The following is a 22,758-nucleotide window of genomic DNA, read 5'->3' on the forward strand; positions in this document are numbered from 1 at the left end:
TTTCCCCCTTTCCCCCCCCCCGCCCCTCTCCCGATGTGGACGCCGCCGAACAATCATTCAAAGCCGCGGCCCCCAGCGATTCGCTGGGGGCCGCGGCTTTTTTGCGTATGTGCGCAGGTGTGCACGACCCGGCAGAACGGGACTTCCGCCCAGACGCGGGGTGTCCCGGGATGCCGGACAATGGAGATGGTGAACGGCCAGAAGGCCGGCGCCGAACCGCGTGAGGGCAGTGGTGTTGCCCGGTGCGGTGGAGATGAAGCAGCAGAAGGAGTCACCACGATGGCGAACCAGCCTCAGGACCGTCCCGAGCGTCGATCGGACGACGGCCGCGGCTACGAGCCCCGGTCTCGCGGGGGCTGGTCGAACGACCGTGGTCCGCGCCGCGACGACCGCCGCGACGACCGTGGCGGCCGTGACGACCGCGGCGGGTTCCGTCGCGACGACCGCCCCTCCGGTGGGTACGGCCGGGACCGCGATGACCGTGGTGGCGACCGCGGCGGGTTCCGCCGTGACGACCGCCCGTCCGGCGACCGTGGCGGTTTCCGCCGCGACGACCGTCCCTCGGGCGGCTACGGCCGGGACGACCGTGGTGGCGACCGCGGTGGGTTCCGTCGCGATGACCGTCCGTCCGGTGGTGGTTTCCGCCGTGACGACCGTCCCTCCGGCGGTTACGGCCGTGACCGTGACGACCGTGGTGGCGACCGCGGTGGGTTCCGTCGGGACGACCGGCCGGCTGGTGGCGGCTTCCGCCGTGACGACCGTCCGAGCGGGTTCCGTCGCGATGACCGTGATGACCGTCCGCGTCGCGACGACCGCCCCTCGGGCGGCTACGGCCGCGATGACCGTGGCGGCGACCGCGGTGGGTTCCGCCGCGATGACCGTCCGTCCGGTGGTGGCTTCCGCCGTGACGACCGTCCCTCCGGCGGTTACGGCCGGGACCGTGACGACCGTGGTGGCGACCGCGGTGGGTTCCGTCGGGACGACCGGCCGGCTGGTGGCGGCTTCCGCCGCGATGACCGTCCGAGCGGGTTCCGGCGTGACGACCGTGATGACCGTCCGCGTCGCGACGACCGTCCCTCGGGCGGCTACGGCCGGGACGACCGTGGCGGCGACCGCGGCGGCTTCCGCCGTGACGACCGTCCGTCCGGTGGTGGCTTCCGCCGTGACGACCGTCCCTCCGGCGGTTACGGCCGGGACCGTGACGACCGTGGTGGCGACCGCGGTGGGTTCCGTCGGGACGACCGGCCGGCTGGTGGCGGCTTCCGCCGCGATGACCGTCCGAGCGGGTTCCGGCGCGATGACCGTGATGACCGTCCGCGTCGCGACGACCGCCCCTCGGGCGGCTACGGCCGCGATGACCGTGGCGGCGACCGCGGTGGGTTCCGTCGGGACGACCGTCCGTCCGGCGGTGGCTTCCGCCGTGACGACCGGCCGGGCGGTTACGACCGTGGCGGCCGTGACGACCGGGGCGGCTACCGTGGCGGCCGTGACGAGCGCGGCGGCGACCGTGGCGGCTTCCGTCGCGACGACCGTGGTGACCGTGGCGGTTACCGCGGTGGCCGTGACGAGCGCGGCGGCCGGGACCAGGACGACCGCCGGGGCAACTACGAGCCGGTCAAGCGCCTGCCGATCCCCGAGGACGTCACCGGCTTCGAGATCGACGCGGACGTGCGCCAGGAGCTCAAGAGCCTGCCCAAGACCCTCGCCGACGACGTCGCCCGCAACCTGGTGATGGTCGCCCGCCTGCTCGACAGCGAGCCGGAGGAGGCCTACCAGTACTCGCGCGTCGCGCTGCGGCTGGCGTCCCGCGTCGCCGCCGTCCGTGAGGCGGCCGGCTTCGCCTCCTACATGACCCAGCGCTACTCGGAGGCGCTGACCGAGTTCCGCGCCGCCCGCCGGATGACCGGCCGGGCCGACCTGTGGCCGGTCATGGCCGACTGCGAGCGCGGCCTGGGCCGCCCGGAGCGGGCGCTGGCGATGGCCGGTGAGCCCGAGGTCAAGCAGCTGGACAAGGCCGGCCAGGTCGAGATGCGCCTGGTCGCGGCCGGCGCGCGCAGCGACATGGAGCAGTTCGACGCGGCCGTGGTCACCCTGCAGAGCCCCGAGCTGGCCTCGCCCGCCGTGCACGCGTGGACCGCGCGTCTGCGGTACGCCTACGCCGAGGCGCTGATCGCGGCCGGCCGTGGCGAGGAGGCCCGCGACTGGTTCGCCAAGGCCGTCGAGGCGGACACCGACGGCAGCACCAACGCCGCCGAGCGCCTCGCCGAGATCGACGGCGTGGAGTTCGTGGACGCCCTCGACCCGGAGCTCGCCGAGGAGGAGGCCGAGCAGGCCGCCGCCGAGCCGGCCCGGCGCAAGGGCGGCGAGGCCTCGGACGAGCAGGTCATCTTCGAGGACGAGGAGGACGTCGAGGAGTACTACGACGAGGACGACCTCGAGATCGACGAGGACTTCGACGGCGTGGTCCCCGAGCGCTCCCTCGACGCCGAGAAGGCCGAGAAGGCGGAGAAGGCCGAGCAGGACGAGACGGCCGACGAGGCCGCCGAGGCCGACGCGACCGAGAAGGGCGTCGAGTCCGACAAGTAAGCGCCGGACCTGACGACGAGTGAGGCCCTGCCGCGCCCCGGGAGATCCCGGAGTGCGGCAGGGCCTCACTGCGTTCCGGGCCCGATCGCCCGGCGCTTCCCCGAAGGCGCGTCAGCCGAGTTCGAGGTTGCGCAGCACCAGCCCGGTGGCCGGCTTCGGGCCGAAGGAGGTGGATTTGCGCGGCATGGTGACGCCCTGTTCGGCGAGCCGGCGGACCACGCTCTCCCGCACCGGGTGCAGCAGGACGGCCGTCCCGCCGCTGCGGGCGGCCTCGCGCTCGGCGGCCGCCGCGGTGTGCAGATAGCCGATGTCGTCGGGGCCGTCGGGGACCCGCCAGGTGTGGTCGAGCAGGGTGGCGTGCAGCACGGTGGCGTCCAGGTGGCGCCACTCCTCGGGCTTGTCGTGCGGCACGGTGGCGTCGAGCAGGGTCTCGTCGGGGTCGCCGACGAGCCGGTAGACGCCGTCCCCGCCGGTCAGCAGGAAGCCGCTGCCGCCGTGCCGCTTCTGCTCGGCGAGCGCCTGCAGGGCGGTCTCCAGCGGGCCGGGGACCTCCTTGACCCGCCACTGGTCGCCGAGCCGCTGCAGGGCCTCGGCGACCGGCAGGCGGTACAGCACCCGGTGGATGGCCCGCACCCGCAGCGGGTAGCGGGCGGTGTCGACCAGCAGCACCAGGCCGCGGTCCCAGGGGCTGCGCGGCAGGTGGCGGTGCTCGCGCTGGAGCCGCAGGTACATCTCCCAGCGGTGGTGGCCGTCGGCGATCAGGGCCCGGCAGGTGGCCAGGTCGCGACCGACCTCGGCGATCTCGGCGGGGTCGGTGACCGCCCACAGGCGGTGGTGGGTGCCGTCGGAGGTGGTCGTGGTGAGCAGCGGTTCGTCGTGCACCGCGCGTTCGACCACGTCGGACGCCCCGCCGCCGCCGCGGTAGGTGAGCAGCAGCGGTTCGAGGTTGGCCCGGGTGGTGCGCATCAGGCCGACCCGGTCGGCGACCGGCCGGGGCATCACGTCCTCGTGGGGGAGGACCACGCCGGCCTCGCTGCCGCTGATGGCGAGGGCGCCGATCAGCCCGCGCTGCAGCAGCTCGGGGGCGTCGTCGGAGGCGGGCACCCGCTGCTCGTAGACGTACAGGGCCGGCACCGGGTCGGGGGCCAGGACGCCCTCGCGCTGCCACTCGCGCAGCAGCCGGGCGGCGTGCCGGTAGCGGGTGTCGCGGTCGGGGCGGTCGCCGGTGTCCTCCGGTTCGGGGCGCGGCAGGATCAGCCGGACGACGTTGTGCGGGTCGGCGGTCTCCAGGTCGAGCCTGCGGCCGGGGTCGACGACGTCGTACGGCGGTGAGGTGACGGAGGCCAGGGTGCCGACCCGGTCGGGGACGTACCTGAGGCCGCGGAAGGGGGACAGGGACAGTCCTGCGGTGGCGACGTGCCCGGGATCGCCGGGGCCGCCGTGCGGAGACTCCGCTCCGCTTTCTGCACTGGGTGTGCTCATTCTGGGCATCGTAACCGGGTACGCGTTGTTCAGAGATCGGAACGCCCGTGCCGGTCCGGCGGCGGGTGTCGGGACCGAGGGCGAGGTACGGCGTGGACGAGCGCGACGAGCGGGTGGACGACGGCGCCGGTGGCGGCGGTGTGCCTGAGCAGCAGCGGAGATCCGGGGAGCCGGTGGGGGACGTCTACGAGTGGTTCCGCCGGGGTGTGAAGCTGCTGGCCCAGGGCAATCCGGCGGCGGCCGAGCAGCTGCTGGCCCGGGCGGCCGCGGTGGAGCCGGCCTCGCGCAGCATCCGGGAGGCACTCGCCCGGGCGCAGTACGACGCGGGCTCGTACGCGGCGGCGCTGGAGAACTTCCGGACGGTGGCGCTGGCGGATCCCTCGGACGACTACGCTCAGTTCGGGTGGGGTGTGGCGGCGGCCCGGCTGGGGGACTTCGAGACCTCGGCCGAGCACCTGGCCCTGGCCGTGGCGATGCGGCCGGAGACCGACCACTACCGGGCCGCGCTGCGGCAGACCCGGGCGACGCTGGCGGCCCGGGCCGGGGCGTTCGGTCCGCTGCTGCCGGGGGCGTCGGGCTACCTGGAGCCGCCGGCCGGGACGGTGGCCCCGCCGCGGCGCACGGAGTCGCCGGAGGACCGGACTTCCGGACCGGAGCCGGGAACCACGGGGGGCCCGGAGCCGACGGGTGAGCGGGACCGGCGGGACGGCTGAGCCCGGACGGCCGGTGCCCGCGGCGCCGACGGCACCGAAGAGCACCGACGAGCACGACTGATGCGATGAGTGAGGTAGAGCAGGCATGACCGAGACGGCCACCACCGTGCGACGGACCGCCCCGGGCGGCAGCGAGCTGCCGCTGACCGAGGCGTACGACACGGCACTGCTGGACCTCGACGGCGTGGTGTACGCCGGACCGGACGCGATCGAGCACGCCGTGGACTCGCTGGCGACGGCCCGCGCGGCCGGGATGCGGCTGGCGTACGTGACCAACAACGCCTCCCGCCCGCCCCGGGTGGTGGCCGCGCACCTGACCGAGCTGGGGGTGCCGGCCGAGCCGGCGGACGTGATCAACTCCGCGCAGGCGGCGGCCCGGGTGCTCGCCGAGAAGCTGCCGGCCGGCGCGAAGGTGCTGGTGGTGGGCGGTCTGGGGCTGGAGGAGGCGCTGGCCGAGCGCGGCCTGGTGGCCGTCCGGACGCTGGCGGAGGAGCCGCTGGCGGTGGTCCAGGGCTTCGACGCCTCGGTGGGCTGGACGCACCTGGCGGAGGCCTCGTACGCGGTGCAGTCAGGGCTGCCGTGGGTGGCGTCCAACACCGATGTGACGGTGCCGACGGCGCGCGGGATAGCGCCGGGCAACGGGATGCTGGTGGCGGCGGTCCGGGCGGCGACCGGGGTGGAGCCGGAGGTGGCGGGCAAGCCGCTGCCGCCGATGCACCGGGAGACGGTGCTGCGGACCGGCGCGAAGCGGCCGCTGGTGGTCGGCGACCGGCTGGACACCGACATCGAGGGCGCGTTCAACGGCGGGGTGGACAGCCTGCTGGTCTTCACCGGGGTGACGACGGCGGCGCAGCTGCTGGCGGCCCCGGCCGAGCACCGGCCGACCTATCTGGCGGCGGACCTGCGGGGGCTGCTGACCGGGCACGCGCCGGTCATGGCGCGGCCGGGCGGCGGGTTCTCCTGCGGCGGGTTCGTCGCGGTGGCGCAGGACGGCGTGCTGCGGCTGGAGGGCGTCGGGGCGGACCGCTGGGACGGGCTGCGGGCGCTGTGCGCGGCGGCGTGGACGGCGCTGGACGCGGACGGCGAGCTGGCGGACGGCCGGAAGGCGCTGGCCGAGCTGGGCTTCTGAGCGAGGGCCGGCCGGGTCAGAGCAGGGTGCGCAGCCGCAGCAGGTCGCGGAAGCCGGCCTCCAGCCTGACCCGGCCGGTCGCCCAGGCGGACGCGAAGTTGAGCCGGCCGCCGACCAGGGCGACCAGGTCGTCGCTGCTCATGGTGAGCCGGATGTCGGCCTTCTCGGTGGGGCCGCCGGGGGCCTCCTTGAGGTCCTCGATGCTGCCCCCGCGCAGCCGGCCGGTGAAGCTGAGGTCGAGGTCGGTGATCCGGCAGCTGAGCGAGCGGTCCAGCTCGGCGGCCTTGCGGACGTCGCCGGTGGCCTTGGCGAGGTTGCGGCTGAGCTGCTCCAGCGCCTCGCGGCACTCCTCGGCGTCGGCCATGACGGCGGATCCCCTCCTTCGGCGGGCCGCGGCGTCCCGGCGGGTGGCCGGACCCGGCGGCGGGTGACTGCCGGGCCACGGTACCGCAGGACGTATTTGGCGGTAGCGTCGTCTGTGGGATGCCCGGATTCGTCCGGGCGTCGACGCGACGGAGCGATGCGCGCAGGCGAATGGGAGGCACCCGGATGCTGCCGAGGACGGTGCGAGGAGCGGTGGCGGCCGCGGCCGTGCTGGTGGAGGAGGTCGGCAAGCGGGTCGTCGGGACGGCGGCCGGTCTGCTGGAGAAGGGCGGGATCGACGTCGCGGAGGTGGAGCGGCGGCTGGGCGGGCAGTTCCCGCCGTCGGCGAAGTCGCTCCAGACGCTGGCGGAGGAGGCGGTGACCGCCGGCCGGGCCGGCGTGGACCTCGCGGTGGGGGTGGCGCGCGGTGAGGTCGAGAAGGCCTTCGAGCGGGTCGGCGACCAGGTGACCAAGGTGGGTGTGGTGCTGGCCTACCTGGAGAACAAGCTGCGCGAGGTCGAGGAGGACGACGCGGCGGGCCGGGACGGGGCCGCCCCGGCGGCGCCCGCGCCCCGGGCCGGCGGGCTGTTCGAGGACGGTTGGGAGCGGGAGACGGCGGGCTCGGCGGAGGCCGAGCGGATAGCGGTGGACGAGCCGGTCGAGGTCGACCCGCCGGTGCCGCCGGCCGGGACGGCCACGGTGGCGCCGACCGTGCAGGCGGCCCCGGCGGCCCCGGAGGTGCCGCAGGCGCCGACCGCGAAGGCGGCCCCGGCGAAGAAGGCGGCGGCCGGGAGGACCGCGGCGGCGAAGAAGCCGGCTGCCGCGAAGAAGCCGGCTGCCAAGAAGACGGCCGCGAAGAAGACCGCGGTGAAGAAGACGGCCGTCAAGAAGACCGCGACCGCCAAGAAGACCACGGCCGCCCCCCAGGCCGGCGAGGCCGGTCAGGACCAGCCGCCCGCCAAGCGGACCGCGACCAGGAAGACCACCGTCCGCCGGACCACCACGAAGAAGCCCGATGCCTGAACCGGAGATCCCGACCGATCCCGCCCCGTCCGCTCTGTCCGCCGTGCCCCTGCCCGGCACCGGCGAGCCGCTGCCGCTCGGCGTCGACCTGGCCCCCACCGGGCACCCGGCGGTGGACGCCGGCCTGGCCCGGCTGGAGGCGCTGGACGGGGTGCCGACCGACGCACACGTCGCGGTGTACGAAGATGTCCATCAGCGGCTGGCCGACACCCTGGCCGCCCTCGACCGGGACTGACCGGGCGAACGAGAACCACCCGTAGGAGCTGAAACACCAGTGGCAGTGGCACGACGCCGACTCGACGCGGAGCTGGTCCGCCGCAAGCTGGCCCGGTCGCGGGAGCACGCCTCCGAGCTGATCGCGGCCGGCCGGGTGACCGTCGGCGGGACCACCGCGACCAAGCCGGCTACCCAGGTGGAGACCTCGGCGGCGGTCGTGGTGGCCAAGGACGAGAACGACCCCGACTACGTCTCGCGCGGCGGCCACAAGCTCGCCGGGGCGTTCGCGGCGTTCGTGCCGCAGGGCCTGGTCGTCGAGGGCCGCCGGGCGCTGGACGCGGGCGCGTCCACCGGCGGCTTCACCGACGTGCTGCTGCGCGCCGGGGCCGCGCACGTGCTGGCGGTGGACGTCGGCTACGGGCAGCTGGCCTGGTCGCTGCAGAGCGACGAGCGGGTCACCGTGATGGACCGCACCAACGTCCGCGAGCTGACCCCCGACATGATCGGCGGCACGCCGGTCGGCCTGGTGGTCGGCGACCTGTCGTTCATCTCGCTGGGCCTGGTGCTGCCCGCGCTGGCCCGCTGCGCCGCCGAGGACGCCGACCTGGTGCTGATGGTCAAGCCGCAGTTCGAGATCGGCAAGGAGCGCCTGGGCAGCGGCGGGGTGGTGCGCAGCCCGCAGTTGCGCGCCGAGATGGTGCGCCAGGTGGCGGGGCAGGCGTGGGAGCTCGGACTGGGCGTGCGGGCGGTCACCGCGAGCCCCCTGCCCGGACCGTCCGGAAATGTCGAGTACTTCCTGTGGATGCGCCGGGACGCGCCGCCGCTGGACCCCGCGGAGGCGGACCGGGCCGTCGCCGAGGGCCCCCGATAGGGTGCTCTGCGGACGTCCGGTCCGTCATGCTGGGTGGCGCGGCCGTACCGGGCCGACGGGGACCCGGCCGGCGTAGGGAGAGGGCAGCGGGCATGAGTGATGAACGTACGGTCTTCCTGATCGCGCACACGGGCCGCGAGGCGGCACTGCGCAGCGTCGAGGGACTGGTGCACGGGCTGCTCAAAGCGGGGATCCGGATCAGACTGCTGGCCGCCGAGGCCGTCGACCTGGACCTGCCGGACGGGGTGGAGACGGTGGCCGGTGGCCCGGGCGCGGCGGACGGCTGCGAGCTTATCCTGGTCGCGGGCGGGGACGGGACGCTGCTGCGCGGGGCCGAGCTGGCCCGGGAGCACGGCCTGCCGATGCTCGGCATCAACCTGGGCCGGGTCGGCTTCCTGGCCGAGGCGGAGCGGGACGACCTGGCGGTGGTGGTCGAGCGGGTGGTCGAGGCCGACTACGAGGTCGAGGAGCGGATGACCCTCGACGTGATCGTCCGGACCAACGGCGACGTGGTGCACCACGACTGGGCGCTGAACGAGGCCTCGATCGAGAAGGCGTCCCGGGAGCGGATGCTGGAGGTGGTGACCGAGGTGGACGGCCGCCCGGTCTCCAACTTCGGCTGCGACGGGGTGGTGTGCGCGACGCCGACCGGGTCGACCGCGTACGCGTTCTCCGGCGGCGGGCCGGTGGTCTGGCCCGAGGTGGAGGCGCTGCTGATGGTGCCGATCAGCGCGCACGCGCTGTTCGCCCGTCCGCTGGTGACCTCGCCGGACTCGGTGCTGGCGGTCGAGGTGCAGCCGAAGACCCCGCACGGGGTGCTGTGGTGCGACGGCCGGCGCTCGGTGGAACTGCCCGCCGGGGCACGGGTGGAGGTGCGCCGGGGGCAGACTCCGGTGCGGCTGGCCCGGCTGCACCGGGCGCCGTTCACCGACCGGCTGGTGGCGAAGTTCGCGCTGCCGGTGACCGGCTGGCGGGGCCGCACGGACACCCACTGAGCGTCGTGCCCCGACGGTCCGCCGCACTGGCGGCGGACCGTCAGACCGCGAGGGGCTGGGTGTCGTCGGCGCCCTGCCAGCGCCCCTCCTCCTCGGCGCGTTCGGCGACCTCGGCGAGCCGCCGGACGGCGTCCGGCACGGCCGGGGCGGCCACGGTGAGCGGGATCCGGACGTGGTGCTCGAAGGCGCCGTCGGAGCCGAACCGGTTGCCGGCGGCGATCCGGACCCCGGCGCGCTCGCCGGCCCGGGCCAGGGCCGCGCCGGAGACCCCGCCGGTGGCGACCCAGAGCGCCAGGCCGCCCGGGGGCAGGGTGAACCGCCAGTGCGGCAGCTGCTCGCGCAGGGCGGGCGCCAGCGCCTCGGCGCCGGCCCGCAGCCGGGCCAGCTGGTGGGCGCGGACGGCCGGCAGGTCCTCGGTCAGCAGCTCGGCGGCGATCAGCTGGTCCAGGACGGGCGCGCCGACGTCGCTGTAGACCCGGGTGGTGGCCAGCCGGCGGACGAGGGCGGGCGCGGCCCGCACCCAGCCGATCCGCAGGCCGCCCCAGAGCAGCTTGCCGGCCGAGCCGACGGTGACCACCTGGGCGGCGCGGTCCAGGGCGGCCGTGGGGCGGGGCGGGGTGACGCCCGCGGGCAGTCCCCAGCTGAGCTCGGCGGTGGTCTCGTCGGCCAGCACGACGGTGCCGGCGGAGCGGGCGGCGGCGAGCAGCTCGCGCCGCTGCTCCTCGTCGATCAGCGCGCCGGTGGGGTTGTGGAAGTCGGGGATGACGTAGGCGGCCTTCGGCGCGGCCCCGCTGAGCACCCGCCGCCACTCGGCGAGGTCCCACCGGAACGCGGGGGTGAGCGGGACCGGGACCAGCCGGGCCTCGTTGAGCCGCAGGGCCTGCAGGGTGTGCGCGTAGCTGGGCGCCTCGACGGCGACCCGGTCGCCGCGGCCGAGCAGGGCCTGGCGCACCAGGTGCAGGGCGCCCATCGCGCCGATGGTGATCAGGATCTGGTCGGGGGTGGTCGGCAGTCCGCGCTCGGTGAAGCGGCGGGCCACCGCCTCGCGCAGCACCGGGACGCCGGTGGGGTAGTGGCCGTGCCCGGCGGCGTACGCGGGCAGCTGCTCGACGGCGCGGGCGGCGGCCGCGGAGAGGAAGGGCTGCGGGGCGGGCAGCGCGGCGACGCCGAGGTCCAGGGTGCGGCCCTGCTCGTCCGGCGGCACCGGGTGCAGGGCGTCGCTGGGCGGGGCCGAGCCCTCGGGCAGGGCGGTCCAGCTGCCCGAGCCGCGGCGGCTGCGCAGGTAGCCGTCGGCGCGCAGGGCCTCGTAGGCGGTGGCCACGGTGGTGCGGCTGAGCCGCAGGGCGAGGGCGAGCTCGCGTTCGGCGGGCAGCCGGGCGCCGACCGGCAGCCGGCCCTCGGAGACCAGCAGCCGGACCTGGGCGGCCAGCGTGCGGTACGCGGGGCGGCGGGCGGCGCCGGGCGGCTCGGGCAGCCGCGCGGTGGCGAGCAGCCGGGCGAGCGCCGGAGAGGTGACGGTGGTCTGCCAGTCGGCCATGGCTCATCAGTCCACTTGCTGAGGATTGGCCCTGTCGCGGGCCTTATTGGCCTGGCCATCATGGCAGGGCGGCCGTTGTGTCCGCCACCGCCGGGGCCGCGTGCCGGGCGGTGCAGCACCACCTGCTCGGAGATTCCATGGCCACCAGCGTGAGCACCCACCCGTCCCCGTCCCCGACCGCCGAGGCCGCCGAGGCCGCCGGGGCCGCCGAGCGGCCGGGCCTCGCCGTCCGCGTGCTGGGCGACACCCACGCGCTCGGCCGCCGGCTGCCGCAGCTGTTCGGCGGCCTCGCGCTCTACGGGGCCAGCATGGGCCTGATGCTCCGCTCCGGCCTCGGGCTGGACCCCTGGGACGTCTTCCACCAGGGCCTGCAGAGCACCTTCGGACTCTCGGTGGGCGCCTGGGTGACCATCTGCGGCGCGCTGGTGCTGCTGCTGTGGATACCGCTGCGCCAGCTGCCGGGCGTCGGCACGGTCGCCAACGTGCTGGTGATCGGCGCCGCGATGGACATCACCGTGCGGCTGGTCGACGCCCCCGGGGCGCTGCCGGTGCGGATCGCCCTGATGGCCGGCGCGATCGTGCTCAACGGCCTGGCCACCGGCCTCTACATCGGCGCCCGGCTCGGCCCGGGGCCGCGCGACGGCCTGATGACCGGCCTGCACCGGCGCACCGGCCGCTCGCTGCGGCTGATCCGCACCGGCATCGAGCTGACCGTGCTGGCCGCCGGCTTCCTGCTCGGCGGCACGGTCGGCGTGGGCACCGTCGCCTACGCGCTCGCCATCGGCCCGCTCGCGCAGTTCTTCCTGCCGTGGTGCACGGTCCCCACCGCAGCCCGGCGAATCGAGCGCGGGTAGAGGCGGGTTCAGCCCGGCTCCGGACTCCCGGAGGGATGAACTTCCGGGCGCGGAGTTGCCGCGCGTCGTTGTCGCTCGTCGCGCGGCGGGGGCGGAACCTCGTAAGGTCGTCTCCGTGTTGGACGAGATGCGGATACGGGATCTTGGGGTCATCGACGACGCGGTCGTCGAGCTCGCCCCCGGCTTCACCGCCGTGACCGGCGAGACCGGCGCCGGCAAGACCATGGTGGTGACCAGCCTCGGCCTGCTGCTCGGCGGCCGCGCCGATCCGGGCCTGGTGCGCAACGGCAGCGCCCGCGCGGTCGTCGAGGGCCGCCTGGAACTGCCGCCCGGCTCCCCGGTGGCCGCCCGGGCCGTGGAGGCCGGCGCCGAGCTGGACGACGGCGCGCTGCTGATCAGCCGGACCGTCTCCGCCGAGGGGCGCTCGCGCGCCCACGTCGGCGGGCGGTCCGTCCCGGTCGGCCTGCTCGCCGAACTCGGCGAGGACCTGATCGCCGTGCACGGCCAGACCGACCAGCAGCGGCTGCTGCGCCCGGCCCGCCAGCGCGGCGCCCTGGACCGCTACGCGGGGGAGTCCGTCGCCGAGCCGCTGGCCCGCTACCGCGAGGTCTACCGCCGGCTGCGCGAGGTCTCCACCACCCTGGAGGAGCTGACCACCCGGGCCCGCGAGCGCGCCCAGGAGGCCGACCTGCTGCGCTTCGGCCTCGACGAGGTCGCCGCCGCCGAGCCGGTGGCCGGCGAGGACGAGGAGCTGTCCGCCGAGGCCGAGCGGCTCGGCCACGCCGACGCGCTCTCCTCCGCCGCCACCCTGGCGCACGCCGCGCTGGCCGGCGACCCGGCCGACCCGGAGGCGCTGGACGCGGGCACCCTGCTCGCCCAGGCCCGCCGCGCGGTGGAGGCCGTCCGCCACCACGACGAGCGGCTCGCCGCCCTCGCCGACCGCCTCAACGAGGTCGGCTACCTGCTCGCCGACGTGGCCGGCGACCTGGCCGGCTACGCCGACGACCTGGACGCCGACCCGGTCCGGCTCGCCGCCGTCGAGGACCGCCGGGCCGTGCTGGCCCAGCTGCTGCGCAAGTACGGCGGCCCGGAGAACACCCTGGCCGAGGTGATCGCCTGGGCCGAGGCCGGCTCCGCGCGGCTCGCCGAGCTCGACGGTGACGACGACCGGATCGACGAGCTGGGCGCCGAGGAGACCGCGCTGCGCGCCGGGTTGGCGGACCTCGCGGCCGAGGTGTCGGCCGCCCGGCAGGCCGCCGCCGGGCGCTTCGCGGAGGCCGTCTCCGCCGAACTCGCCGAGCTGGCGATGCCGCACGCCCGGGTCACCTTCGCGATCACCCGGCTCGACGACCTGTCCGGGATCGAGATCGAGGGCCGCACCGTCGCCTACGGCCCGCACGGCGTCGACGAGGTCGAGGTGCTGCTCGCCCCGCACCCCGGCGCCCAGCCCCGGCCGATCGCCAAGGGCGCCTCGGGCGGTGAGCTGTCGCGGGTGATGCTCGCCGTCGAGGTGGTCTTCGCCGGCGCCGACCCCGTCCCCACCTACCTGTTCGACGAGGTGGACGCGGGCGTCGGCGGCAAGGCGGCGGTCGAGATCGGCCGCCGGCTCGCCAAGCTGGCCGAGAGCGCCCAGGTCGTGGTGGTCACCCACCTGCCCCAGGTCGCGGCCTTCGCCGACCGCCACCTGGTGGTCGAGAAGACCCACGACGGCACGGTGACCCGCAGTGGCGTCAAGGTGCTGAACGACGAGGAACGGGTGCGCGAACTCTCCCGGATGCTGGCCGGCCTGGAGGACTCCGAGCTCGGCCGGGCGCACGCCGAGGAACTGCTCGCCGCGGCCCGCGCCCCCCGCCGCCGGTAGTTCCGGCGCGAGTCCGGCGCCAGTGCGCTCGGGCGGCCCTCGCGGACCGTTCACGACGCGCCCCACCGGGGGCGCCGACTGTCCAAGAGGGCCGCCGACCTGGCATGGTGGCCGCTGGACACTGGCCTTCCTGTCCCGAGCGCCGCCGGAGGGAAACCCCCGTCCGGGGCGCGCGTAGCTGATCGAGTCGGATGCGAGACGAAGTGGACCATTCCGCCGCCCGGGCCGCCGCGGCCACCCCCGAACCGGGGCAGCTCAGTGTGGTGCTCGTCCTGGCCGCCAGTACCGGCGGCATCGGCGCGCATGTGCGCTCCCTGGCACAGGGCCTGGTCGCGCACGGAGTGACCGTCACGGTGTGCGCCCCCGCCGGCGCGGACGCGCTGTTCGGCTTCTCCCGGACCGGCGCCCGGTTCCACCTGGTCGACATCACCCCGACCGCGGGCGCCCGCAGCGACGCCACCGCCATCGGCGAACTGCGCCGCGCCTTCACCGGCGCCGACGTGGTGCACGCCCACGGCCTGCGCGCGGCGCTGCTGTCCGACCTGGCGCTGCGCACCGCCGGCCGCTTCCCGGGACTGCGCCCGGAGACGCCGCTGGTGGTCACCTCGCACCACGCGCTGGACGCCACCGGCATGGAGCGCCGGCTGCAGCGGCTGATGGAGCGCCGGGTGGCGCGCGCCGCGGACCTCGTCCTCGGCGCCTCCTCGGACCTGGTGGCCCGGGCCCGGGAGCTCGGTGCCACCGACGCCCGGCTCGGCCCGGTGGCCGCCCCGCCGATGCCCGAGGGCCGGCTGGAGCGGGCGCCGGCCCGGGCCGCGGTGCTCGGTGGGGGACCGGACCGCCCGCTGGTCCTGGCGGTCGGCCGGCTCGTCCCGCAGAAGGCGTTCGGGCTGCTGCTGGACGCCGCCCGGGAGCTGGCCGGGGTGGACCCGCGGCCGCTGCTGCTGCTCGCCGGGGACGGCCCGGAGGCCGCCGGGCTGCGCGAGCGGGTGGCCGCCGAGAAGCTGCCGGTGCGGCTGCTCGGCTACCGCACCGACGTGCCCGACCTGCTGGCCGCCGCCGATGTGCTGGTGCTCTCCAGCCGCTGGGAGGCCCGGTCGCTGGTGGTCCAGGAGGCGATGCGGGCGGGCGTGCCGGTGATCGCCACGGCCGTCGGCGGAATCCCCGAACTGGTCGGCGACGCCGCCGTACTGGTCCCGCCCGGGGACGCGGCCGCGCTCGGCCGGGCGGTGCGCGAGCTGCTGGCCGACCCCTCGCGCCGCGAGCGCCTGGTGGCGGCCGGCCGGCAGCAGGCGGAGACCTGGCCGGACGAGGCCGCCACCGTCGCCCAGGTGCTCAGCACCTACGACGAACTGGTGCAGCGCAACCGGTGAGCGCGACGGTGGCGGCGGTTCAGACGGTGGCCTGCTCGCCGACCCGCTCGGCGGCCGGGCCCTCCGGCTGGGCGGAGAGGTAGGCGCCGCCGCAGGCGGTCAGCCGCAGCGCGGTGTCGATCAGCGGGACGTGGCTGAAGGCCTGCGGGAAGTTGCCGACCTGGCGCTTGAGGCGCGGGTCCCACTCCTCGGCGAGCAGGCCGAGGTCGTTGCGCAGCGACAGCAGGCGGTCGAACAGCTCGCGGGCCTCCTGGACCCGGCCGATCATCGCGAGGTCGTCGGCCAGCCAGAAGGAGCAGGCCAGGAAGGCGCCCTCGTGGCCGGAGAGGCCGTCCACGTTTTCGACGTGGTCGCCCGACGTGTCGTCGTGGGTCGGGTAGCGCAGCACGAAACCGTCCTCGGTGGCGAGTTCGCGCTGGATCGCCTCGATGGTGCCGATGACGCGCTTGTCGTCCGGCGGCAGGAAGCCGACCTGGGGGATGAGCAGCAGCGAGGCGTCCAGCTCCTTGCCGCCGTAGTACTGGGTGAAGGTGTTGCGGCCCGGGTCGTAGCCCTTCTCGCAGACGTCCCGGTGGATGGTCTCGCGCAGTTCGCGCCAGCGCTCCAGGTGGCCGCCGGGCGGGGCGTCCTCGGGGGTCTGCTCCAGCAGCTTGATGGTGCGGTCGACGGCGACCCAGGCCATCACCTTGGAGTGGACGAAGTGCCGGCGCGGGCCGCGCACCTCCCAGATGCCCTCGTCCGGCTCCTGCCAGTGCTCCTCCAGGTACTCGATGAGCCGCAGCTGGAGGTGGTGGGCGTGGTCGTTGCGGACCAGGCCGGTCATGTGGGCCAGGTGCAGCGCCTCGACGACCTCGCCGTAGACGTCCAGCTGGAGCTGGCCGGCGGCGCCGTTGCCGACCCGCACCGGCTGGGAGCCCTCGTAGCCGGGCAGCCAGTCCAGCGAGGACTCGGTGAGCTCGCGCTCGCCGGCGATGCCGTACATGATCTGCAGGTTCTCCGGGTCGCCGGCCACCGCGCGCAGCAGCCACTCGCGCCAGGCGCGGGCCTCGTCGCGGTAGCCGGTGCGCAGCAGCGAGGAGAGGGTGATCGCGGCGTCGCGCAGCCAGGTGTAGCGGTAGTCCCAGTTGCGCTCGCCGCCGATGTCCTCGGGCAGCGAGGTGGTGGGGGCGGCGACGATGCCGCCGGTGGGGGCGTAGGTGAGGCCCTTGAGGGTGATCAGGGAGCGGACCACGGCCTCCCGGTAGGGGCCCTGGTAGGTGCACTGGCCGACCCACTCGTGCCAGAAGTCGGCGGTGGCGTCGAGCAGTTCCTCGGCGTCCGGGGCCTTGGGCGGCTCCAGGTGGGAGGCCTGCCAGGTGAGCGCGAAGGCGATCCGCTCACCGGCCGCGACGGTGAAGTCGGCGTAGGTGGTGAGGTTGCGGCCGTAGGTGTCGGCCTCGCCGTCCAGCCACACCGAGTCGGGGCCGGCCATGGCGACGGTGCGGTGGCCGCCGTCGGGCTGCTCGACCCGGTGCACCCAGGGCACCACCCGGCCGTAGCTGAACCGCATCCGCACCGCGGAGCGCATCCGCACGGTGCCGGCCACGCCCTCGACGATCCGGATCACCTGCGGGACGGCGTCCTTGCCGGCCAGCGGGCGCGGCGGCATGAAGTCGATCACCCGGACGGTGCCGCCCTGGGCGTCCCACTCCTGCTCCAGGATCAGCGAGTCGCCCCGGTAGCGGCGGCGGTCGGCGGGCACCGCGGGCGCGGCGGCGGTGGGCGGCGGGGTCCGCAGGTCGCCGGTGTCGGTGAGCCGGCCCGGCCCGGCGGCCGGGGCGGCGGGGACCGGCTCGGTGGCGGGCGCGGGCAGGTCGGTGGCGACCGCCTCGGCGGGGCCGATGCGCCAGAAGCCGTGTTCGTCGGTGCCGAGCAGTCCGGCGAAGACCGCCGGCGAGTCGAATCGGGGCAGGCAGAGCCAGTCCACCGCTCCGTCCCTGCTGACGAGGGCGGCGGTCTGCATGTCCCCGATGAGTGCGTAGTCCTCGATACGGCCGGCCACGTGATCTCCAGTTCGCAATGTGGTCACGACGCATCGGCGATCCGAGGGGGAGCCAGCGGGTACGGCGGGACCGGTGCCACCCCGGGACGTCCGGCCCTCCGTGGGGTGGTGGCGGGCCTTGCCGGAGTGTCCGCGAGGGCTCGGTCGAGCCTCGGTGGGTGGGGAGAACGGGAATTACGGGGAGGTCCGGTCGCGCATCGGGGACCGAGAGGTTCCTGACCCTCCCACGCCCTCCGCGTGCTCGTGTTGTCGGCGATGCGTCCGAGCAGCTTACGACGGACGAAAGGGGCGAAGCACGCGGGCGCAGCGCGATGTGGCGCCGCATTTCGGCGGAAATACCGCGCATCGCGGGGGAGGCCGCCAGGATGGCTCGGAAGGATCAGCTCCGGATGGCACGGAGGGGGGATCCGCGATGGCCCGGCCGAGCCGGTCTGGACCGCCGGGAGGTGGCCCGCTCGGGCCGGTGGTGCGACCCGTGTGACATCTGCGCCGGGTGGTGCGCCGCCGGCACGCCCGGCGTACGCCCCGGGAGCGCCCCGGCGGATCCGCCCGGGAATCCGGGCCCGCGGCGCCGCGCGGGGGCGGCCCGGAACGCGTCCGAGCCGGGTCACTGTTACCCTGGTATCCCGTGGACCGGTGGGATCAAACGCCCCGGACCGGCCGAACCGACGACCCCCAGGGCGCTGTGCCCCGCACCGCCCCCTTCTCGTCGTGACGGCGCGCCGCGAGCCTCCCACCACGTCACCTTCGACTCGCGACCCACGGGAGCCCCCTCTTGGCACAGCCCCATTCCGGCAAGGCATCGAACGGCCGCGCCGTGACGACCAAGCACCTCTTCGTCACCGGGGGTGTCGCCTCGTCGCTCGGCAAGGGCCTCACCGCCTCCAGCCTCGGCGCCCTGCTCAAGGCCCGCGGCCTGCGCGTCACGATGCAGAAGCTCGACCCGTACCTCAACGTGGACCCGGGCACCATGAACCCGTTCCAGCACGGTGAGGTCTTCGTCACCGACGACGGCGCCGAGACCGACCTCGACATCGGCCACTACGAGCGGTTCCTGGACACCAACCTGCACGGCTCGGCCAACGTCACCACCGGCCAGGTGTACTCGACCGTCATCGCCAAGGAGCGCCGCGGCGAGTACCTGGGCGACACCGTCCAGGTCATCCCGCACATCACCAACGAGATCAAGTCCCGGATCCGCCGGATGGCGACCGAGGACGTCGACGTGGTGATCACCGAGGTCGGCGGCACCGTCGGCGACATCGAGTCGCTGCCGTTCCTGGAGGCCGTCCGCCAGGTCCGCCACGAGGTCGGCCGGGACAACGTCTTCTTCGTCCACGTCTCCCTGCTCCCCTACATCGGCCCCTCGGGCGAGCTGAAGACCAAGCCGACCCAGCACTCCGTCGCCGCGCTGCGCAACATCGGCATCCAGCCCGACGCCGTCGTGCTGCGCGCCGACCGCGAGGTCCCGCAGGCCATCAAGCGCAAGATCTCGATGATGTGCGACGTCGACGAGGAGGCCGTGGTCGCCGCGATCGACGCCAAGTCGATCTACGACATCCCCAAGGTGCTGCACGGCGAGGGTCTGGACGCCTACGTCGTCCGCCGCCTGGACCTGCCGTTCCGCGACGTGGACTGGACCACCTGGGACGACCTGCTGCGCCGCGTCCACGAGCCGCAGCACATCGTCAAGGTCGCGCTGGTCGGCAAGTACATCGACCTGCCGGACGCCTACCTGTCGGTGACCGAGGCGCTGCGCGCCGGCGGCTTCGCCAACAACGCCCGGGTCGAGATCAAGTGGGTCACCTCCGACGACTGCGAGACCCCCGAGGGCGCGCGGGAGCAGCTCGGCGACGTCGACGCGATCTGCATCCCCGGCGGCTTCGGCGACCGCGGCGTCAACGGCAAGGTCGGCGCGATCACCTACGCCCGCGAGAACCGGATCCCGCTGCTGGGCCTCTGCCTGGGCCTGCAGTGCGTGGTCATCGAGGCCGCCCGCAACCTGGCCGGCCTGCCCGAGGCCAACTCCACCGAGTTCGACGCCGCCGCCAAGCACCCGGTCATCTCGACCATGGCCGAGCAGCTGGCCATCGTCGACGGCAAGGGCGACCTGGGCGGCACCATGCGCCTGGGCCTCTACCCGGCCAAGCTCGCCGAGGGCTCGATCGTCCGCGAGGTCTACCACGGCGAGCAGTACGTCGAGGAGCGCCACCGCCACCGCTACGAGGTCAACAACGCCTACCGGGCCGACCTGGAGAAGACCGGCCTGGTCTTCTCGGGCCTCTCCCCGAAGGGCGACCTCGTCGAGTACGTCGAGTACCCGCGCGAGGTGCACCCCTACCTGGTGGCCACCCAGGCCCACCCGGAGCTGAAGTCCCGGCCGACCCGCCCGCACCCGCTCTTCGCGGGCCTGGTGAAGGCCGCGATCGAGATCAAGACGGCCCCGGCCGACGCCGAGTAGGCACCCGCGTTCCCTCGGACGGCGGCCCCGCGATTCCTGCGGGGCCGCCGTTCGGCGTTAGATTGTGTCGTACTGACGAAAAGGGGAGACGTGATGGACGACCGCAGCACCGCCGATGTCGCCGACCGGGCCGAGGAATGGGAGGTGCGGGGGAGCACCACGCCGTTCCAGGGCCGGGTCACCGGCGTGCGCAGCGAGGAGGTCCGGATGCCCGACGGCAGCTGGGCCCGCCGCGACTACCAGACCCACCCCGGCTCGGTCTCCGTCCTCGCGCTGGACGACCAGCAGCGGGTGCTGATCCTGCGCCAGTACCGCCACCCCGTGCGCCAGCGCCTCTGGGAACTGCCGGCCGGCCTGCTGGACGTGCCCGGCGAGAACCCGCTGCACGCCGCCCAGCGCGAGCTGTACGAGGAGGCGCACTGCAAGGCGGGCACCTGGCGGGTACTGGTCGACTTCTACACCTCGCCCGGCGGAACGGACGAGGCGCTGCGGCTCTTCCTCGCCACCGACCTCGCCGAGGCGGAGGGACAGCGCTACGAGGCGCACGGGGAGGAGCTGGAGCTGGAGTCCGCCCGGGTGCCGGTCGAGGAGCTGGTCCGGCTGATCCACGCCGGGCAACTGCACAACCCCACCCTGATCACCGGCACCCTGGCCCTCTACGCCGCCCTCCACGGCCCGGGCGGCCTGGAGTCGCTGCGCCCCGCCGACTCGCCCTGGCCCGCCCGTCCCTTCTCCTCTTAATGGGGGCTCGGCTCGCCTCCGGGGCGCTCGGACCCGGTGCCGACGGTCGGCGGGCACGGCGCCACCTCCTTCGTCGGCGGCTTGGCCCTTCTCCCTTTCGGCACCGGCGCGTCCCTTCGGCTCGCTCGCCTCTTAATGGGGGGGCTCGGCTCGCCTCTTCTGGGGCTCGCTCGCGGTGTGCTCGGGCGGCCTGGGAGGGTGGACGGGGCCCGTTCTGCCGGGGTGATCCGGGGCGGGCTTCGGCCGGCGGGGTGATTTGCCGATTCGTACGACCGGATGTCACCTCGGCCGGAGTGGACGGTCGAACTACGCTTCGCAGACGGGGCGTCCGTTGCGGGCCGCCTCCGGTGAGTGCGGGCGAGGTCGGGAGTGGCACGGGTGGCGAGGAAGACGGTGACGATGGAGGCCGGGCCAGGCGCGCCCGCCGAGCGCGTTCCCGGGCTGGAGCGGCTGCCCGCCGGCCCCGCCCTGTTCGTCGGCCGGCGCACCGAGCTGGCCGCGCTGCGGGCCGCCGCGGCGCGCCCGGCGGAGGGCCGCAGTCCGGTCCTGGTGCTGGCCGGCCGGCCCGGCTCGGGCCGTACCGCGCTGGCGGTGCGGTTCGCCGTCACGGCCGCCGCCCAGTACCCCGACGGCGTGCTCTTCGCCCGGCTGTCCGCCTCCGACGGCGGCCGGGTGCCGCCCGCCCGGGTCGCCCGCCGGCTGCTGGAGCAGCTCGGCGCGGACACCGCCGGCGTCCCGCTGCCCGGCGCCGTCGAGGACGGCCGGGACGACCCGGCGTGCGTCGCGCTGCGCGAGGCGCTGGCCGGGCGGCGCGTCCTGCTGCTGCTGGACGACGTCCGGGACGCCGGGCAGCTGTGGCCGCTGCTCGCGGACGAGCCGGGCTGCCTGGTGCTCGCCACCACGGCCGGACCGCTCACCGGGATCGAGGACATCGACCCGGTCATCCTCGGCGGGCTCGACCGTCCGGCGGCCGCCGAGCTGCTCGGCGACCTGGTCAGCGGGACGCGGATCAGCTGCGACCCGGTGGGCGCGGCCGACCTGGCGGAGGCCTGCGGCTTCCAGCCGGCGGCGCTGCGGCTGATGGCGGGGCGGCTGCGCGGCGATGCGAAGCTCGCGGTGACGGAGGCGGCGAAGGAGCTGGTGCGAGCCGTCGCCGGGGCGTCCGCGCCGGGGGCCGCCGGGAAGCCCGCCGAGGAGACGAAGGCGGAGAAGCCCGACAAGCCCGAGCAGACGGAGCAGACAGAGAAGACGGAGAAGCCCGAGAAGGCGGAGCGGCCCGCGAAGGCCGCGAAAGCGGCGCCGGGCAAGCGGCGGAAGGGGGCCGGGGAGGAGCCGAGGACCGGCGGGCCGGCGCTCGCCGTGACGCCCCCGGCCGAGCCGGCCCGGGACCCGGCCGCCTGGGTGCGCCCCGCCCCGGAGCCCGCCGAGCCCGTCCCGGTGCCGGACAACGACCCGCTGATCGGCGCGTTCACCCTCGCCTACGCGGGCCTGCCCGCCGCCCAGGCGCGGATGCTGCGCGCGCTCACCCTGGCCCCCGCCCAGTGCGCGGACCTGCGCACCGCCTCCGCGCTGGTCGGCTGCCCGGCCCCGGAGGCGGCCGGCACGCTGGCCGCGCTCGCCGAGCGGGAACTGCTCACCGAGGAGCCGCCGGCCGCCGACGGCACCGCCCGCTACCGGGTCCCCGGCCGGCTGCACCCCCGGCTGGTCCGGCTGCGCGAGCGGGAGGACCGGCCCGCCGAGATCGAGCTGGCCCGGGCCCGGCTGCTGGAGCGGATGGTGCGGCTCACCGAGTCCGCCCGGGCGCTGCTGGACCCGGCCGGCGGGCCCGGCCCCGAACCGCTGCCCGGTCCGCTGCGGCTGACCTCCGCCACGCACGCCCGGCAGTGGCTGCTCGGCGAGCGCGACGCGCTGCTAGGCGCGGTCGCCGACGCGATCGGCCAGGGCGACCTCGACGGCTCGGCGGGCCGGCTGGTCACCGCCCTGCTCCGGGCGCTGCCGCTGACCGGCGCCGCCGCCCCGGCCGACCTCTACCAGCTGCACGAGCTGGTGCTGACGGTGGCCGAGCGGCACGGCCGCCCGCGCCGGGCCTCCGCCGCGCTGCTCAACCTGGGCGACCTGCAGGCCGCCGCGGGCGGCTGGGCGCAGGCCTCCGGCCACTACCGGGCCGCCCTGGAGCACGCCCGGGCCGCCGACGACGAGGCGCTCTGTGCCCGCGCGCTGGAAGGCGCGGCGGGCTGCCACCGGGCGCTCGGCGACGCGGTGCGCGCCGCCGACTGGTACGGCCGGGCGCTCGGCCTGCGGCAGTCGCTGGGCGACCACGCCGCCGAGGCCCGGCTGTTGGCCAGGGTGGCCGAGGCGCACACCGCCCAGCGCCGGTTCGAGGAGGCCGAGCGGGAGTACCGGGCCTCGCTCGCGGTGCTGCGCCGGCTCGGCGACGACCGCGGCCGGGAGGCCGTCGGCACCGCCCTCGCCGAGCTGCGGGAACGCGTCTCCGCCGGGTGGTAGCGGGCGC

18 protein-coding genes are annotated in these 22,758 nt (G+C 75.6%); 14 read left to right on the forward strand and 4 right to left on the reverse strand.

Going from position 1 to position 22,758, the window contains the following annotated elements; genetic code table 11:
• Positions 1-253: 253 nt before the first annotated feature.
• Together ABTX81_RS26885 and ABTX81_RS26890 are read left to right on the forward strand one after the other, a co-directional pair.
• Positions 254-1,732: a hypothetical protein gene (locus ABTX81_RS26885; RefSeq protein ID WP_350550538.1), complete on the forward strand. Its 1,479-nt coding sequence runs from the start codon at positions 254-256 to the stop codon at positions 1,730-1,732.
• Entirely contained in the window at positions 1,669-2,586 is a 918-nt protein-coding gene (locus ABTX81_RS26890) for a tetratricopeptide repeat protein (protein ID WP_502892869.1), read from the forward strand. Before ABTX81_RS26885 ends, ABTX81_RS26890 begins: the two co-directional genes overlap by 64 nt.
• Positions 2,587-2,697: 111 nt before the next feature.
• Here ABTX81_RS26890 and ABTX81_RS26895 read toward each other — a convergent pair whose 3' ends face one another.
• Entirely contained in the window at positions 2,698-4,068 is a 1,371-nt protein-coding gene (locus ABTX81_RS26895) for a DUF1015 family protein (protein WP_350550360.1), read from the reverse strand.
• 92 nt (positions 4,069-4,160) lie between these two features.
• Between ABTX81_RS26895 and ABTX81_RS26900 the strand changes: the two genes are divergently transcribed.
• Together ABTX81_RS26900 and ABTX81_RS26905 are read left to right on the forward strand one after the other, a co-directional pair.
• Positions 4,161-4,781: a tetratricopeptide repeat protein gene (locus tag ABTX81_RS26900; protein ID WP_350550363.1), complete on the forward strand. Its 621-nt coding sequence runs from the start codon at positions 4,161-4,163 to the stop codon at positions 4,779-4,781.
• A gap of 85 nt (positions 4,782-4,866) precedes the next feature.
• On the forward strand, positions 4,867-5,910 hold the full coding sequence (locus tag ABTX81_RS26905; protein ID WP_350550366.1) for an HAD-IIA family hydrolase: 1,044 nt from the start codon (positions 4,867-4,869) through the stop codon (positions 5,908-5,910).
• A 16-nt stretch (positions 5,911-5,926) separates the two neighbouring features.
• Here the strand turns inward: ABTX81_RS26905 and ABTX81_RS26910 are convergent, their stop codons facing one another.
• Positions 5,927-6,274 (reverse strand): SCP2 sterol-binding domain-containing protein, encoded by a 348-nt coding sequence (locus ABTX81_RS26910; RefSeq protein WP_350550369.1) that lies wholly within the window; start codon positions 6,272-6,274, stop codon positions 5,927-5,929.
• A gap of 185 nt (positions 6,275-6,459) precedes the next feature.
• Between ABTX81_RS26910 and ABTX81_RS26915 the strand changes: the two genes are divergently transcribed.
• The 4 genes from ABTX81_RS26915 (at position 6,460) to ABTX81_RS26930 (ending at position 9,378) form a co-directional block, all read left to right on the forward strand.
• Complete coding sequence (locus ABTX81_RS26915; protein WP_350550371.1) at positions 6,460-7,296, forward strand: hypothetical protein; 837 nt, start codon at positions 6,460-6,462, stop codon at positions 7,294-7,296.
• Positions 7,289-7,531: a hypothetical protein gene (locus tag ABTX81_RS26920; RefSeq protein WP_350550374.1), complete on the forward strand. Its 243-nt coding sequence runs from the start codon at positions 7,289-7,291 to the stop codon at positions 7,529-7,531. Before ABTX81_RS26915 ends, ABTX81_RS26920 begins: the two co-directional genes overlap by 8 nt.
• A 45-nt stretch (positions 7,532-7,576) precedes the next feature.
• Positions 7,577-8,383, forward strand: a complete 807-nt coding sequence (locus tag ABTX81_RS26925) for a TlyA family RNA methyltransferase (protein ID WP_350550543.1) — start codon at positions 7,577-7,579, stop codon at positions 8,381-8,383.
• A 92-nt stretch (positions 8,384-8,475) separates the two neighbouring features.
• Entirely contained in the window at positions 8,476-9,378 is a 903-nt protein-coding gene (locus tag ABTX81_RS26930; RefSeq protein WP_350550376.1) for an NAD kinase, read from the forward strand.
• A 40-nt stretch (positions 9,379-9,418) separates the two neighbouring features.
• Here ABTX81_RS26930 and yczR read toward each other — a convergent pair whose 3' ends face one another.
• Positions 9,419-10,915 (reverse strand): MocR-like transcription factor YczR, encoded by a 1,497-nt coding sequence (gene yczR / locus ABTX81_RS26935; protein WP_350550378.1) that lies wholly within the window; start codon positions 10,913-10,915, stop codon positions 9,419-9,421.
• 137 nt (positions 10,916-11,052) lie between these two features.
• Between yczR and yczE the strand changes: the two genes are divergently transcribed.
• The 3 genes from yczE (at position 11,053) to ABTX81_RS26950 (ending at position 15,003) form a co-directional block, all read left to right on the forward strand.
• The gene (gene yczE / locus ABTX81_RS26940; protein ID WP_502892870.1) at positions 11,053-11,769 is read left to right on the forward strand and encodes a membrane protein YczE; all 717 of its coding nucleotides are present in this window, start codon (positions 11,053-11,055) and stop codon (positions 11,767-11,769) included.
• 127 nt (positions 11,770-11,896) lie between these two features.
• Positions 11,897-13,630 carry a DNA repair protein RecN gene (gene recN / locus ABTX81_RS26945; RefSeq protein ID WP_350550548.1) on the forward strand — a complete coding sequence of 578 codons (1,734 nt, stop codon included), beginning with the start codon at positions 11,897-11,899 and terminating at the stop codon, positions 13,628-13,630.
• Positions 13,631-13,833: 203 nt separating this feature from the next.
• Positions 13,834-15,003 (forward strand): glycosyltransferase family 4 protein, encoded by a 1,170-nt coding sequence (locus ABTX81_RS26950; RefSeq protein ID WP_350550381.1) that lies wholly within the window; start codon positions 13,834-13,836, stop codon positions 15,001-15,003.
• Between the two features lie 19 nt (positions 15,004-15,022).
• Here the strand turns inward: ABTX81_RS26950 and ABTX81_RS26955 are convergent, their stop codons facing one another.
• On the reverse strand, positions 15,023-17,044 hold the full coding sequence (locus ABTX81_RS26955) for a glycoside hydrolase family 15 protein (RefSeq protein ID WP_350550383.1): 2,022 nt from the start codon (positions 17,042-17,044) through the stop codon (positions 15,023-15,025).
• Positions 17,045-17,861: 817 nt separating this feature from the next.
• Between ABTX81_RS26955 and pyrG the strand changes: the two genes are divergently transcribed.
• From pyrG to ABTX81_RS26970, 3 genes are all read left to right on the forward strand, one after another.
• Entirely contained in the window at positions 17,862-19,505 is a 1,644-nt protein-coding gene (gene pyrG, locus ABTX81_RS26960; RefSeq protein WP_350550385.1) for a CTP synthase, read from the forward strand.
• A 93-nt stretch (positions 19,506-19,598) separates the two neighbouring features.
• A complete protein-coding gene (locus ABTX81_RS26965) occupies positions 19,599-20,246 on the forward strand; it encodes an NUDIX domain-containing protein (RefSeq protein ID WP_350550386.1) in 648 nt (215 codons plus the stop codon).
• A 378-nt stretch (positions 20,247-20,624) separates the two neighbouring features.
• Positions 20,625-22,751, forward strand: coding sequence for an AAA family ATPase (locus tag ABTX81_RS26970; RefSeq protein WP_350550388.1), 2,127 nt, complete (start codon positions 20,625-20,627; stop codon positions 22,749-22,751).
• The last annotated feature ends 7 nt before the right edge of the window (positions 22,752-22,758 follow it).

The sequence above is a fragment of the Kitasatospora sp. NPDC097605 genome (assembly GCF_040302725.1).
Lineage (GTDB): Bacteria > Actinomycetota > Actinomycetes > Streptomycetales > Streptomycetaceae > Kitasatospora.

Bases quoted from the DNA above. Each gene is read 5' to 3' on its own strand.
- ABTX81_RS26885 (WP_350550538.1), top strand. From the start codon at position 254: ATGAAGCAGCAGAAGGAGTCACCACGATGGCGAACCAGCCTCAGGACC.
- ABTX81_RS26895 (WP_350550360.1), bottom strand. From the start codon at position 4,068: ATGAGCACACCCAGTGCAGAAAGCGGAGCGGAGTCTCCGCACGGCGGC.
- ABTX81_RS26905 (WP_350550366.1), top strand. From the start codon at position 4,867: ATGACCGAGACGGCCACCACCGTGCGACGGACCGCCCCGGGCGGCAGC.
- ABTX81_RS26910 (WP_350550369.1), bottom strand. From the start codon at position 6,274: ATGGCCGACGCCGAGGAGTGCCGCGAGGCGCTGGAGCAGCTCAGCCGC.
- ABTX81_RS26915 (WP_350550371.1), top strand. From the start codon at position 6,460: ATGCTGCCGAGGACGGTGCGAGGAGCGGTGGCGGCCGCGGCCGTGCTG.
- ABTX81_RS26920 (WP_350550374.1), top strand. From the start codon at position 7,289: ATGCCTGAACCGGAGATCCCGACCGATCCCGCCCCGTCCGCTCTGTCC.
- ABTX81_RS26930 (WP_350550376.1), top strand. From the start codon at position 8,476: ATGAGTGATGAACGTACGGTCTTCCTGATCGCGCACACGGGCCGCGAG.
- yczR (WP_350550378.1), bottom strand. From the start codon at position 10,915: ATGGCCGACTGGCAGACCACCGTCACCTCTCCGGCGCTCGCCCGGCTG.
- yczE (WP_502892870.1), top strand. From the start codon at position 11,053: ATGGCCACCAGCGTGAGCACCCACCCGTCCCCGTCCCCGACCGCCGAG.
- recN (WP_350550548.1), top strand. From the start codon at position 11,897: ATGCGGATACGGGATCTTGGGGTCATCGACGACGCGGTCGTCGAGCTC.
- ABTX81_RS26965 (WP_350550386.1), top strand. From the start codon at position 19,599: ATGGACGACCGCAGCACCGCCGATGTCGCCGACCGGGCCGAGGAATGG.